Below are 13,647 nucleotides of genomic sequence, written 5' to 3' on the forward strand. Positions count from 1 at the left end.
TTTTCCTCTTAGACCAGACCGAGTACGGTCAGGATCACGTCAATCACTTTGATACCAATAAACGGCACGACGATACCGCCCAGGCCATAGATCCACAGGTTGCGGCGCAGCATCGCGGCCGCGCTCAGCGGCTTGTAGCTAATGCCTTTTAGCGCCAGCGGAATGAGGCAGATGATGATCAGCGCATTGAAGATCACCGCGCTCAAGATGGCCGAAGCAGGGGAGTGCAGGTGCATCACGTTCAGCGCGTTCAGCTGCGGGTAAGTCACCGCAAACGCCGCCGGGATAATGGCGAAGTATTTCGCCACGTCGTTAGCGATACTGAAGGTGGTCAGTGACCCGCGAGTCATCAGCATTTGCTTCCCGATGTGGACCACTTCAATCAGCTTGGTTGGGTTAGAGTCCAGGTCAACCATGTTCCCGGCCTCCTTCGCTGCCTGAGTCCCGGAGTTCATGGCTACCGCTACGTCTGCCTGCGCAAGGGCCGGGGCGTCGTTGGTGCCGTCGCCGGTCATCGCCACCAAACGTCCTTCGGCTTGATACTGGCGAATCAGCGCCAGCTTGGCTTCCGGTGTGGCTTCAGAAAGGAAGTCATCCACCCCGGCTTCGGCGGCAATCGCCGCGGCGGTCAGGCGGTTATCCCCGGTGATCATCACCGTTTTGATGCCCATCTGGCGCAGCTGTGCGAAACGCTCTTTAATGCCGCCTTTCACTATGTCTTTCAGCGCGATTACGCCCAGCACGTTAGCGCCTTCGGCAACCACCAGCGGCGTACCGCCCTGGCGAGCCACGCCTTCAACCAGCGTGTCGACCTGGGCCGGGAAGTGGCCGTTGTTCACTTCTACGTGGCGGCGGATGGCATCCACAGAACCTTTGCGGATCATGCGGTCCTGAATATTGATGCCGCTCATACGGGTTTGCGCGGTAAACGGCACAAACGTTGCCTGCAGGTTCTGCACGTCGCGTTCACGCAGGTTAAAGCGCTGTTTTGCCAGCACCACGATACTGCGGCCTTCTGGCGTTTCATCCGCCAGTGAGGCCAGCTGCGCGGCATCGGCCAGCTCTTTTTCATCCACGCCAGGGGCAGGGAGGAAGGCGGAGGCCTGGCGGTTACCGAGCGTGATGGTGCCGGTTTTATCCAGCAGCAGGACGTCGATATCCCCGGCAGCTTCTACCGCCCGGCCGCTGGTAGCGATCACGTTCGCACCCAGCATGCGGCTCATCCCGGCCACACCGATGGCGGAAAGCAGGCCGCCGATGGTGGTTGGGATCAGGCAGACCAGCAGGGCTACCAGCACGGTTACGCTAGCCGCCTGGCCGCCGTAGGCAGAGAACGGCCACAGGGTTGCGGTCGCCAGCATCAGGACGATTGTCAGCGCTACCAGCAGGATAGTCAGGGCGATTTCGTTCGGCGTTTTACGACGCTGGGCGCTTTCTACCATGGCAATCATGCGGTCGAGGAAGGTTTCCCCTGGGTTAACGCTGCACTGGATGACCAGCCAGTCGGACAGAATGCGCGTCCCGCCGGTCACCGAGGCAAAGTCGCCGCCGGACTCACGGATAACCGGGGCGGATTCCCCAGTGATGGCGCTTTCATCCACCGATGCACCGCCCTCAAGGACTTCGCCATCGCAAGGGATGATGTCCCCGGCTTCCACCAGCACGACGTCGCCTTTACGCAGATCGGCCGCCGGAATGTGGTCCACCTGCGCATCATGCTGTGGGCTGCGCAGTTTGCGTGCCCAACTGGTTTTTTTCACCCCTTTCAGGCTGTTCGCCTGGGCCTTGCTGCGGCCTTCTGCCAGCGCTTCAGCAAAGTTGGCGAACAGCACGGTAAACCACAGCCACAGGCTGATGGCGAGCGTGAAGAGGGCATCCCCCTGCTGCAGGCCGGTGAACATCGCTATCCCGAGCAGGGTAGTGATGATGCTCCCCACCCAGACGATAAACATCACCGGGTTGCGCCACTGCACCTGCGGGGCGAGCTTTTTAAAAGAATCAATTAGCGCCTGACGGATCAGACCAGGTTCAAACAGCGCCTGTTGCTTGCGACTCATGGAAGCCTCGTAATTAGAAATTAACCAGAGAAAGGTGTTCCGCAACCGGGCCTAAAGCGAGGGCGGGGATAAAGGTCAGGGCGCCAACCAGCAGCACTGTCCCAATCAGTAAACCGATAAACAGCGGGCCGTGCGTTGGCAGCGTACCGATGCTGACGGCCTGGGATTTTTTCGCGGCCAGGGAACCGGCAATAGCCATTACCGGGATAATCACCCCAAAGCGACCAAACCACATGCATACAGCCAGCAGAACGTTCCAGAACGGCGTGTTGGTGCTCAGGCCGGCGAAGGCGCTACCGTTATTGTTTGCGGCGGAAGAAATCGCATACAGCACCTCGCTGAAGCCGTGGATCCCTGGGTTTGCCATGCCGCTGCGGCCTGCATCCGTCATCATCGCCAGCGCGGTGCCGAGCAGCACCAGGGCAGGGGTGATAAGAATGGCCAGCGAAGTCATCTTCATTTCCGGCACGTCAATTTTCTTACCCAGGTATTCCGGGGTACGCCCAATCATCAGCCCGGCGATAAACACGGCCAGCAGGACGAACAGCAGCATGCCGTACAGGCCAGCGCCTACGCCGCCGAAGACCACTTCACCAATCTGCATCAGCCACATTGGCACCATGCCGCCCAGCGCCGTAAAGGAGTCATGCATGGCGTTGACCGCCCCGCAGGATGCGGCGGTAGTAATCACCGCGAACAGGCTGCTATTCAGAATGCCGAAGCGGCTCTCTTTGCCTTCCATGTTGATGCTGCTGTTGGCGCCCAACTGGATAAAGTGCGGGTTGCCCTGCAGCTCGGCCCACATCACTACCACCACGCAGACCACGAAGATAATGGTCATCGCCCAAAGCAGCGCGCGGCCCTGACGGCGGTCACCCACGGCTTCACCAAAGGCGAAGCAGAGCGCGGCCGGGATCAGGAAGATGGAAACCATCTGCACGAAGTTGGTCAGCGCCGTAGGGTTCTCAAACGGGTGAGAGGAGTTAGCGTTGAAGAAGCCCCCGCCGTTGGTTCCCAGCATTTTAATCGCTTCCTGAGAAGCCACCGGCCCCATCGGCAGCAGGTGCTGAACGCCTTCAATGGTGGTGTAAGGCTGGTAAGCAGAGAAGTTCTGCAGCGAACCCTGGCTGATAAAGAACAGCGCCATCACCAGCGAGATTGGCAGCAGGATGTACAGCGTAACGCGGGTTAAATCGACCCAGGCGTTGCCCAGCGTGCTGGTGGAATGGCGAGAGAAACCACGGATCAGCGCAAACACTACGGCAATGCCGGTGGCGGCAGAAACGAAGTTCTGTACCGTCAGGCCCATCATCTGGCTGAAGTAGCTCAGCGTGGTTTCGCCGCCGTAAGACTGCCAGTTAGTGTTGGAGACAAAACTGACGGCAGTGTTCAGCGCCAGATGCCAGGAGAGGCCCGGCAGATGCTGAGGGTTAAGCGGCAAACTGTCCTGGAACAGCAGCATCGCGAACAGCAGGATCAGCCCAAAAACGTTAAATGCCAGAATCGCCATCAGATAGCGTTTCCAGCCCATTTCTTCACCTTTGCTGCCCATCAGGGACCACAAAATGGGCTCAATGCGGCCCACGATCGGCAGCGGTTCGCCGTCGATCAGTCGTGCCAGCACGGCGCCCAGCGGTTTCGCAAGGGCAAAGAGCACCAGCAGGAAGCTGGCGATCAGTAAAAATCCGGACGCAGCCATTAAAACGCCTCCGCTTTAATCAGGGCATAAACCAGGTAACCCAACAGCAAGAAGACCAGCACGATGCCGGTTATGACGCCTGCACTCACAATCCACCTCCAACGGTGCGTTAAGCATTTCGCGGCAGAATAGGATTTCGGGTGAAAAGATGTCGTAAAAGTCCGGGGGCGGGGTGTAAAAAAAGTATAAAAATGGCAAAAGCCATTAGTTAACTAATGGTTAGTATTTATTTAACTATTTTGTAACTTAATTACAGGTGAAAAGATAAATAGCGCACAAAAAAGTGCATTTATCTGGTCGGAGGAGTAGTAAACTTTCAAACAATGAGATAGTATTTTGACCAGATAACAAGTTTCGATTTTCCGACATGCGGTGTCGGTCACACATTATGAGGAGAAGCCTATGTCTTTATACAAAGAATACCCTGCGCATCAGGTCATCCTGCGTCGCATTTTCGCAATCGCTGCCGGTGTGCTGGCGCTGCCTGTAATGCTGTTCTGGAAAGATCGCGCGCGTTTTTACAGCTACCTGCACCGCGTCTGGTCCAAAACCAGCGACAAGCCGGTGTGGATGGCGCAATCTGAAGCCGCCGCCTTCGATTATTACTAAAAGCTGAATCGATTTGACGAAAGCTACCTCCGGGTAGCTTTTTTGTTGCCTGCGTCTTGCTACACTGAATTAACAACTGAGACGCGGGCAGCCAGCGATGTCGCTTAGTCTGGCATTGGTATGCTTCTGCTGTCCGGAATAACTTCCAATATTGAACCGTCGCCAACGCGCAATGGCGGCGGTCAGGTAATGAATCCAGGGAGAGTTATGCCTACCCATCTGGTCTGGTTCCGCAACGATCTACGTATTCACGATAACTACGCCTTACACGCCGCCTGCCGTAATCCCGATGCAAAAGTCATCGGATTTTTTGTCGTGACGCCCGAACAATGGCGGCAGCACGTCATGGCACCCAAACAGGCCGAATTTATCTTTGAGCATTTACGGGCATTGGGTCATGCCCTGGCCGGGCGTGGGATTGAACTTCATATCCAACAGGCTGCGGATTTTGCCGCGTCGATAGAGTGTATAAAAGCGTTCTGCGTTGAACAAAAAGTCGATGCGCTTTTTTACAACTACCAGTATGAAGTTAACGAGCGTGCCCGTGACGCCGCGCTGGAAAAAGCTCTGGATGTGGACGTTACCGTGCAGGGATTTGATGACAGCCTGCTGCTTGCACCGGGCAGCGTCACTACCGGCAACCACGAGATGTACAAAGTCTTTACCCCGTTCAGCAAGGCGTTTATTCGGCGCTTGCAGGAAGGGCTGCCGGAATGCGTGCCTGCGCCAAAAGCCCGTGGAGAGTGCGACTTCAATGAAAGCTTTGCGTTTGATATGCCCCGTGAGGCGTTTGACCGCGAACTCTTCCCGGTGGGTGAGCCGGAGGCCATTGGCATGCTGCGTAAATTTTGCCTGCAGCCCGCTGCCGACTACCCGGAACAACGTGATTTCCCGGCGATAGAAGGCACCAGCCGGCTGTCACCTTATCTGGCCACCGGCGTTTTGTCTCCGCGCCAGTGCCTGCATCGTCTGCTAAAAGAGCACCCTAAAGCGCTGGAGGGCGAAGCCGGAGCTACCTGGCTCAACGAACTCATCTGGCGCGAGTTTTACCGCCATCTGATGGTTGCGTACCCAAAACTTTGCCGTCACCAGCCGTTTATTGCCTGGACAGATAAAGTTCGCTGGAGCGGAAATAATGCATGGCTTGAAGCCTGGCAGCAGGGTAAAACGGGTTACCCCATTGTCGATGCGGCGATGCGGCAGCTGAACCAAACGGGCTGGATGCATAACCGTTTACGCATGGTCGTGGCGAGTTTTCTGGTGAAGGATTTGCTGATCGACTGGCGGCAGGGCGAGCGCTATTTTATGTCACAGCTGATTGACGGAGATCTGGCGGCGAACAACGGCGGCTGGCAGTGGGCGGCTTCTACGGGCACCGACGCCGCGCCTTATTTTCGCATTTTTAACCCGACAACTCAGGGTGAACGCTTTGATGCTGAAGGGGATTTTATTCGCCACTGGCTACCTGAACTGAAAACTGTGCCAGGGAAACAGATTCATTCGCCGTGGGACTGGGCTGATAAACAAAAGCAAACGCTGGACTACCCGCGCCCGATTGTTGACCATAGGCAGGCCCGACTGAATACGCTTGCGGCTTATGAAGCGGCAAGAAAATAACCAAAGAGAATAATGATGAAAAACAGTGAACTGGAACGCCTGATTAATGACAAGCTGAACAGCGCGGCAATCAGTGATTACGCCCCGAATGGCCTGCAGGTTGAAGGCCGGGAAGCGATACGCAAGATTGTCACTGGGGTTACTGCCAGCCAGGCGCTGCTGGACGAAGCTGTGCGCCAGCAGGCCGATGCGGTGATCGTCCACCACGGTTATTTCTGGAAAAATGAATCGCCGGTGATCCGCGGCATGAAGCGCAACCGCCTGAAAACGCTGCTGGCGAACGACATCAACCTTTACGGCTGGCATTTGCCGCTTGATGCCCATCCGCAGTTGGGGAATAACGCCCAACTTGGCGCGCTGCTGGGGATTGAAACGAAAGGGGAAGTTGAGCCGCTGGTCCCGTGGGGCGAGTTCCCGACGCCGCTTTCCGGCGTAGAGCTGGCTTCCTGGATTGAAATGCGCTTAGGCCGCACGCCGCTGTGGTGTGGAGACACAGGCCCGGATCAGATCCGCCGCGTGGCGTGGTGCACGGGCGGTGGGCAGGGCTTTATCGATAGCGCGGCGCGCTTTGGTGTGGATGCGTTTATTACCGGCGAAGTTTCCGAGCAGACGATTCATTCCGCCCGCGAACAGGGGCTGCATTTCTACGCCGCGGGTCACCATGCCACCGAGCGGGGTGGGATCCAGGCGCTTAGCGACTGGCTAAACAGCGAAACCGATCTCGACGTTATCTTTATCGATATCCCTAATCCAGCCTGATACCGGAGGAGCTGTGCAACGAGCTCGCTGTTATTTATTGGGTGAAAAAGCGGTGGTTCTGGAGCTGGATCCTCCTGTCAGGCTTGCCAGCCAGCAGCGCATTTGGGGACTGCTGCAGCGCCTGAATGCCTCTGACGAGGTGAGCGAGGCCATTCCGGGCATGAATAACATCACCGTGGTGCTGAAAGATCCTCCGCGGCTGGCGCTGGATGGCATTGAATGGCTCCAGCGCTGGTGGGAAGAAAGTGAGGCTGTGATCCCTCCGCCTCGTAAGATTGATATTCCGGTCGTATACGGCGGCGAGGTGGGGCCCGATCTTGATGTCGTGGCTCGCCACAATAACTTAACGCCCGAACAGGTAGTTGCCCTGCATTCTGGAGCGGAGTACATCGTCTACTTCCTTGGCTTCCAGCCGGGCTTTGCTTATCTGGGGGGACTGCCTGAAGTCCTCGCTACGCCCCGCCGGGCAGAACCCCGGCTGCAGGTTGCCGCTGGCTCTGTAGGCATTGGTGGCAGTCAAACCGGCATTTATCCGCTGGTGACGCCGGGAGGCTGGCAAATCATCGGCCGCACCTCACTCGATTTGTTTAACCCCAACGGCTCATCACCCACTTTATTGTTGCCGGGTGATACCGTGCGTTTCGTCCCGCAGCAGGGGGGCATATGCTGAATATTATTCGCGCCGGGATACAAACCAGCGTGCAGGATACGGGCCGGGAAGGGCAGCGTCATTTGGGCGTGAGCCGCTGCGGCGCGCTCGATACCCCCGCCATCTCCGTCGCCAATTTACTGGTTGGGAATGCGCCAGATGCCCCCGCGCTGGAAATCACCCTTGGACAGTGCGTGATTGAATTCGGGCGTAGCGGCTGGTTTGCGCTTACCGGGGCGGGCTGCCATGCGGAGCTGGATGGCAACGCCGTGTGGACGGGCTGGCGACTGCCTGTCAAAAAAGGCCAAAGGCTGACGCTGAAAAAACCTACGCACGGTATGCGCAGCTACCTTGCCGTCGACGGTGGCCTGGATGTGCCGGAAGTGATGGGGTCTTACAGCACCGATCTTAAAGCCGGGATCGGCGGTCATCATGGCCGTTTGCTGCGGGATGGTGACCGTTTAGCTTTGCGTAAACCTCAACGTAAATTTCAGCATCCCCGCGGTGTAAAACAACTGCTTTGGGGAAATCGCATTCGCGCCGTGACCGGGCCGGAGTATCAGGAATTCAGCCAGGCATCTCAGGAGAGTTTCTGGCGATTGGCCTGGCAAATTAGCCCGCAGAGTAACCGGATGGGCTACAGGCTTCAGGGGCCAGAGCTGGAGCGGACGACCCAGCGAGAAATGCTGTCTCATGGCCTGCTGCCGGGCGTGATTCAGGTACCGCATAACGGCCAGCCGATTGTGTTAATGAACGATGCCCAGACAACCGGGGGCTATCCTCGCATTGCCTGCGTGATTGAGGCCGATCTTTATCATCTGGCTCAGGTCAGGCTGGGGGAACCCATTCATTTTGTGCCGTGTACGCTGGCGGAGGCGCTCAAAGCGCGCCGCGAACAGGCTATTTATCTCGAGCAGATTGCCTGGCAACTGGCACAGGAAGCATAACGTTTCAGGGAGTTTAGTATGCCGGAAGGACCGGAGATTCGCCGCGCGGCGGACAAGCTGGAAGCCGCCGTGGGCGGGGAGCCGTTAACCGAAGCCTGGTTTGCTTTTGAAGAGCTTAAGCCGTTTGAAGCGATGCTGGTGGGGAAAACCATCGATCGTATCGAAACCCGGGGAAAAGCAATGCTGACGCATTTTTCCAACGGCTTAACCTTGTACAGTCATAATCAGCTTTACGGCGTATGGCGAGTGACTGACGTAGGTAAAGTAGCAGAAACGAACCGTGTGCTGCGTGTCAGGCTGCAAACGGCTGAAAAAGCCATTCTTCTTTACAGCGCCTCGGACATCGAAATCCTCGATCAGGGGCAGCTTGAACAACAGCCTTTCTTGCAGCGCGTGGGGCCGGATGTGCTGGATGAAACGCTGACGGTGGATCTGGTCAAAGCACGTTTGCTGTCGCCAAAGTTTCGCCGCCGGCAGTTCAGCGGGTTACTGCTCGACCAGGCTTTTCTTGCCGGCTTGGGGAATTACCTGCGAGTGGAAATCCTTTGGGAAGCGGAACTTGCGCCGCAGCACCGCGCGGAGGATTTAAGCGAAGAGCAGATTGAGCGGTTAGCGACTGCTTTGCTGGCGATTCCACGGCTTTCTTATCAGACGCGAGGCCAGGGAGATGAGAACAAACATCACGGGGCTGTTTTCAGCTTTAGGGTGTTTCACCGGGCGGGTGAACCGTGCGAACGATGTGGAGGGATTATTGAAAGAACCAACCTCTCTTCAAGACCGTTTTACTGGTGCCCTCGCTGCCAGAAATAAAAAAAACGCGCCACAGGGCGCGTTTTTACTCATCAAGTAAGAAATGTTACTTTTTGAGATCGGATTTGAAATCACGTTTGTCGTAGCCGGTGTACAGCTGACGTGGACGGGCAATTTTAATGCCGTCGTCGTGCATTTCGTTCCAGTGTGCAATCCAGCCCACGGTACGCGCCATCGCGAAGATAACGGTAAACATGGATGAAGGAATGCCCATCGCCTTCAGGATGATGCCGGAGTAGAAGTCTACGTTCGGGTAGAGTTTCTTCTCGATGAAGTACGGGTCGTTCAGCGCGATGTGTTCCAGCTCCATCGCCACTTCCAGCAGGTTGTTATCCTTCAGGTTCAGCTCTTTCAGCACTTCGTGACAGGTTTCACGCATCACGGTGGCGCGCGGGTCGTAGTTTTTGTACACGCGGTGGCCGAAGCCCATCAGGCGGAACGAGTCGTTCTTGTCTTTGGCACGACGGATAAATTCTGGAATGTGCTCCACGGTGCTGATTTCTTCCAGCATCTTCAGCGCAGCTTCGTTCGCGCCGCCGTGAGCCGGTCCCCACAGGGAAGCGATCCCCGCCGCGATACACGCAAATGGGTTAGCGCCGGAAGAACCTGCGGTACGTACGGTTGACGTCGATGCGTTCTGCTCGTGGTCAGCGTGCAGGATCAGAATACGATCCATTGCTCGCTCCAGAATTGGGTTAACTTTGTACTCTTCGCACGGCGTGGAGAACATCATGTTCAGGAAGTTAGCCGAGTAGGAGAGGTCGTTGCGTGGGTAAACAAACGGCTGGCCAATCGAATACTTGTAACACATTGCCGCTACGGTTGGCATTTTGGAGAGCAGACGGAACGCCGCGATTTCACGGTGACGTGGGTTATTCACGTCAAGGGAGTCGTGGTAGAAGGCCGCCAGCGCGCCGGTTACGCCGCACAGCACGGCCATCGGATGTGAGTCGCGACGGAAGCCGTGGAACAGACGGGTGATCTGCTCGTGAATCATGGTGTGGCGGGTAACGGTAGTTTTGAATTCGTCGAACTGCTCCTGCGTCGGTTTTTCGCCGTTCAGCAGGATGTAGCACACTTCCAGGTAGCTGGATTCGGTGGCCAGTTGGTCAATCGGGAAACCGCGGTGCAACAGAATGCCTTCGTCACCGTCGATATAAGTGATTTTGGATTCGCAGGATGCGGTAGAGGTGAAACCTGGGTCAAAAGTAAATACACCTTTAGAACCAAGACTACGGATATCAATTACATCCTGACCTAGCGTGCCCTTTAGCACATCAAGTTCGAGAGCATCGTCACCATTAAGGGTGAGGTTTGCTTTAGTATCAGCCATTTACGGTCTCCTTAGCGCCTTATTTCATAAGACTGCCGGGCGTCCGATTTGCATTCGAACCCACAATGGTTGGTTACCAGTTTTTTAATTGGCTCGCGGCTCTGTTTAGAGGAGTACAACCAGGGTACAGAGCGATGGGCGCTTGCAGGTAACACTCGCTTTGGGGGCGAAACTACAGCAAATCAGCGTCTTAGCAATCAGTATCATTCAAACCTGTATATCACTAATAACTGTCCTGATCTCTCGGGTCAATACCCATCCACTGTTACATAACTATTACTCAGGTGAAAGGCTGACCCTATAACTTTTACGAATTATACGGCTTTTCTGGCCCTGTTTGTAACAAGAATGTTTAACTTTTGTCAAATCAGATGATTAAAATTTAAAATAATGTTGTTATCGTGATCCTGCTCACTGTTCCGAGCAAAACCCTTCAAACATTATGTGGGTTAATTGTAATGATTTTGTGAAGAGCCTATACTGCCGCCAGGTCTCCGGAACACCCTGCTACCGGGAGCCACCCAGCGTTGTAGCCAGATCCCTGGCCTCTGGATGTAGCTGTTTTTTGCATGACGCACAGTTATAGAAAGTTAGCGCTGTCTGACCCCGAATGCAGATCCGGAGGAAGGAAACAATAAGAAGAGCATGTGGGCGCTATTCATGATAAGAAACGTGAAAAAACAACGACCTGTCAATCTGGATCTGAAAACGATCCGGTTCCCCGTCACTGCAATCGCTTCCATCCTCCACCGCGTTTCCGGCGTGATCACATTTGTGGCGGTCGGCATTCTGCTTTGGTTGCTGGGACTGTCACTCTCCTCCCCGGAAGGTTTTCTGACCGCGTCCGCCGTGATGAGCAGCTTTATCGTTAAATTTATAATGTGGGGCATTCTGACGGCTCTGGCCTATCACGTGGTGGTGGGTATTCGCCATCTGCTGATGGACTTTGGCTATCTGGAAGAGACCTTTGTAGCGGGCAAACGATCCGCACATATCGCCTTTGTTATTACTGTCGTGCTTTCAATTCTTGCAGGAGTCCTCGTATGGTAAGCAATGCCTCCGCATTGGGTCGCAATGGCGTGCACGATTATGTGCTGGTTCGCGCTACCGCCATCGTACTCACCCTGTACATCATCTACATGATTGGCTTCTTCGCTGTCACCGGCGAGCTGACCTACGACGTCTGGCACGGCTTCTTTGCCTCTGCCTTCACCAAAGTTTTCACCCTGCTGGCACTGTTCTCTATTTTGATCCATGCCTGGATTGGCATGTGGCAGGTGTTGACCGACTACGTTAAACCACTGGCGATTCGCCTTCCTTTACAGCTGCTGATTGTTGTCGCGCTGTTGGTTTACGTCATTTATGGATTCGTTGTGGTGTGGGGTGTGTAATGAAACTGCCAGTCAGAGAATTTGATGCTGTAGTGATTGGTGCCGGCGGCGCAGGTATGCGCGCGGCGCTACAGATTTCCCAGAGCGGCCAAACCTGTGCGCTGCTTTCTAAAGTGTTCCCAACTCGTTCCCATACCGTATCTGCGCAGGGTGGTATCACCGTGGCGCTGGGTAATACCCATGAAGATAACTGGGAATGGCACATGTATGACACGGTAAAAGGTTCCGATTATATCGGTGACCAGGACGCCATCGAATATATGTGTAAAACCGGCCCGGAAGCGATTCTGGAACTGGACCACATGGGCCTGCCTTTCTCCCGTCTGGAAAACGGCACCATTTATCAACGTCCGTTCGGCGGCCAGTCGAAAGACTTCGGCGGCGAGCAGGCGGCGCGTACTGCGGCAGCGGCTGACCGTACCGGCCACGCTTTACTGCACACGCTGTATCAGCAGAACCTGAAAAACCACACCACCATCTTCTCCGAGTGGTATGCGCTGGATCTGGTGAAAAACGCCGATGGCGCAGTGGTTGGCTGTACCGCACTGTGCATCGAAACCGGTGAAGTCGTTTACTTCAAAGCCCGCGCAACCGTGCTGGCAACCGGCGGCGCAGGCCGTATTTATCAATCCACCACCAACGCCCACATCAATACCGGTGACGGCGTTGGTATGGCTATCCGCGCTGGCGTGCCGGTGCAGGATATGGAAATGTGGCAGTTCCACCCAACCGGCATTGCCGGGGCAGGGGTTCTGGTCACAGAAGGCTGCCGTGGTGAAGGCGGTTACCTGCTGAATAAACACGGCGAACGCTTCATGGAGCGTTATGCCCCGAACGCGAAAGACCTGGCAGGTCGTGACGTGGTGGCGCGCTCCATCATGATCGAAATCCGTGAAGGCCGCGGCTGTGATGGTCCGTGGGGGCCACACGCCAAACTGAAACTCGACCACCTGGGTAAAGAAGTGCTGGAATCCCGCCTGCCGGGCATTCTGGAACTGTCCCGTACCTTCGCCCACGTCGATCCGGTGAAAGAGCCGATCCCGGTTATCCCAACCTGCCACTATATGATGGGCGGTATTCCAACCAAAGTGACCGGCCAGGCGCTGACCGTGAACGAGCAGGGCGAAGATGTGGTTATCCCTGGTTTGTTCGCCGTGGGCGAAATTGCCTGTGTTTCCGTACACGGTGCGAACCGTCTGGGCGGCAACTCCCTGCTTGACCTGGTGGTGTTCGGGCGTGCTGTTGGCCTGCACCTGCAGGAATCCATTGCCGAGCAGGGCGATCTGCTTGACGCAACCGACGCTGAAATCGACGCCTCCCTTGAGCGCCTTAACCGCTGGAATGGCAACCGTAACGGTGAAGATCCGGTGGAAATCCGCAAAGCGCTGCAGGAATGTATGCAGCACAACTTCTCGGTATTCCGCGAAGGTGACGCGATGGCCAAAGGGCTTGAGCAGCTGAAAGCAATCCGCGAGCGCCTGAAAAATGCCCGTCTGGACGACACTTCCAGCGAGTTCAACACCCAGCGCGTTGAGTGCCTGGAGCTGGATAACCTGATGGAAACCGCTTACGCCACGGCGGTGTCGGCAAACTTCCGTACCGAGAGCCGTGGCGCGCATAGCCGCTTCGACTTCCCGGAGCGTGATGACGAAAACTGGCTGTGCCATTCCCTGTATCTGCCAGAGACGGAATCCATGACGCGTCGTAGCGTTAACATGGAACCGAAACTGCGTCCGGCGTTCCCGCCGAAGATTCGTACTTATTAATGCGGAGACA

13 protein-coding genes are annotated in these 13,647 nt (G+C 55.9%); 9 read left to right on the plus strand and 4 right to left on the minus strand.

The genetic code is table 11. The annotated features are described in order from the left end of the window. Window positions 1–8 precede the first annotated feature (8 nt). The 3 genes from kdpB to kdpF are packed head-to-tail and all read right to left on the minus strand — an operon-like array spanning window position 9 to window position 3,845. Complete coding sequence (kdpB, locus tag AAIE02_RS02060) at window positions 9–2,057, minus strand: potassium-transporting ATPase subunit KdpB (RefSeq protein WP_498531890.1); 2,049 nt, start codon at window positions 2,055–2,057, stop codon at window positions 9–11. Between the two features lie 13 nt (window positions 2,058–2,070). Then, entirely contained in the window at window positions 2,071–3,756 is a 1,686-nt protein-coding gene (kdpA, locus tag AAIE02_RS02065) for a potassium-transporting ATPase subunit KdpA (RefSeq protein ID WP_498531891.1), read from the minus strand. Then, window positions 3,756–3,845 (minus strand): K(+)-transporting ATPase subunit F, encoded by a 90-nt coding sequence (gene kdpF, locus AAIE02_RS02070; RefSeq protein WP_008456132.1) that lies wholly within the window; start codon window positions 3,843–3,845, stop codon window positions 3,756–3,758. The genes kdpA and kdpF overlap by 1 nt, the downstream gene beginning before the upstream one ends. 313 nt (window positions 3,846–4,158) lie before the next feature. Between kdpF and AAIE02_RS02075 the strand changes: the two genes are divergently transcribed. From AAIE02_RS02075 to nei, 6 genes are all read left to right on the plus strand, one after another. Next, window positions 4,159–4,365 carry a YbfA family protein gene (locus AAIE02_RS02075; RefSeq protein ID WP_498531892.1) on the plus strand — a complete coding sequence of 69 codons (207 nt, stop codon included), beginning with the start codon at window positions 4,159–4,161 and terminating at the stop codon, window positions 4,363–4,365. A gap of 207 nt (window positions 4,366–4,572) precedes the next feature. Next, the gene (gene phrB, locus AAIE02_RS02080; protein ID WP_166994555.1) at window positions 4,573–5,982 is read left to right on the plus strand and encodes a deoxyribodipyrimidine photo-lyase; all 1,410 of its coding nucleotides are present in this window, start codon (window positions 4,573–4,575) and stop codon (window positions 5,980–5,982) included. Between the two features lie 15 nt (window positions 5,983–5,997). Beyond that, window positions 5,998–6,741, plus strand: a complete 744-nt coding sequence (locus AAIE02_RS02085) for a type 2 GTP cyclohydrolase I (protein ID WP_498532644.1) — start codon at window positions 5,998–6,000, stop codon at window positions 6,739–6,741. A gap of 13 nt (window positions 6,742–6,754) precedes the next feature. Next, window positions 6,755–7,411, plus strand: a complete 657-nt coding sequence (gene pxpB / locus AAIE02_RS02090; RefSeq protein ID WP_498531893.1) for a 5-oxoprolinase subunit PxpB — start codon at window positions 6,755–6,757, stop codon at window positions 7,409–7,411. Beyond that, complete coding sequence (gene pxpC, locus AAIE02_RS02095; RefSeq protein WP_336818607.1) at window positions 7,405–8,337, plus strand: 5-oxoprolinase subunit PxpC; 933 nt, start codon at window positions 7,405–7,407, stop codon at window positions 8,335–8,337. The genes pxpB and pxpC overlap by 7 nt, the downstream gene beginning before the upstream one ends. A gap of 18 nt (window positions 8,338–8,355) precedes the next feature. Then, window positions 8,356–9,147 carry an endonuclease VIII gene (gene nei, locus AAIE02_RS02100; RefSeq protein ID WP_166994561.1) on the plus strand — a complete coding sequence of 264 codons (792 nt, stop codon included), beginning with the start codon at window positions 8,356–8,358 and terminating at the stop codon, window positions 9,145–9,147. Between the two features lie 46 nt (window positions 9,148–9,193). Here nei and AAIE02_RS02105 read toward each other — a convergent pair whose 3' ends face one another. Continuing rightward, the gene (locus tag AAIE02_RS02105) at window positions 9,194–10,480 is read right to left on the minus strand and encodes a citrate synthase (RefSeq protein WP_008456139.1); all 1,287 of its coding nucleotides are present in this window, start codon (window positions 10,478–10,480) and stop codon (window positions 9,194–9,196) included. Window positions 10,481–11,125: 645 nt separating this feature from the next. On the opposite strand from AAIE02_RS02105, the gene sdhC reads away from it, so the two are divergent. The 3 genes from sdhC to sdhA are packed head-to-tail and all read left to right on the plus strand — an operon-like array spanning window position 11,126 to window position 13,637. Then, window positions 11,126–11,530, plus strand: coding sequence for a succinate dehydrogenase cytochrome b556 subunit (gene sdhC / locus AAIE02_RS02110; protein WP_034808195.1), 405 nt, complete (start codon window positions 11,126–11,128; stop codon window positions 11,528–11,530). Next, window positions 11,524–11,871 carry a succinate dehydrogenase membrane anchor subunit gene (sdhD, locus tag AAIE02_RS02115; RefSeq protein ID WP_008456141.1) on the plus strand — a complete coding sequence of 116 codons (348 nt, stop codon included), beginning with the start codon at window positions 11,524–11,526 and terminating at the stop codon, window positions 11,869–11,871. Before sdhC ends, sdhD begins: the two co-directional genes overlap by 7 nt. Next, window positions 11,871–13,637 (plus strand): succinate dehydrogenase flavoprotein subunit, encoded by a 1,767-nt coding sequence (sdhA, locus tag AAIE02_RS02120; RefSeq protein ID WP_008456142.1) that lies wholly within the window; start codon window positions 11,871–11,873, stop codon window positions 13,635–13,637. The genes sdhD and sdhA overlap by 1 nt, the downstream gene beginning before the upstream one ends. Window positions 13,638–13,647: the final 10 nt, after the last annotated feature.

The organism is Cedecea sp. Ae19-4 (genome assembly GCF_059801165.1).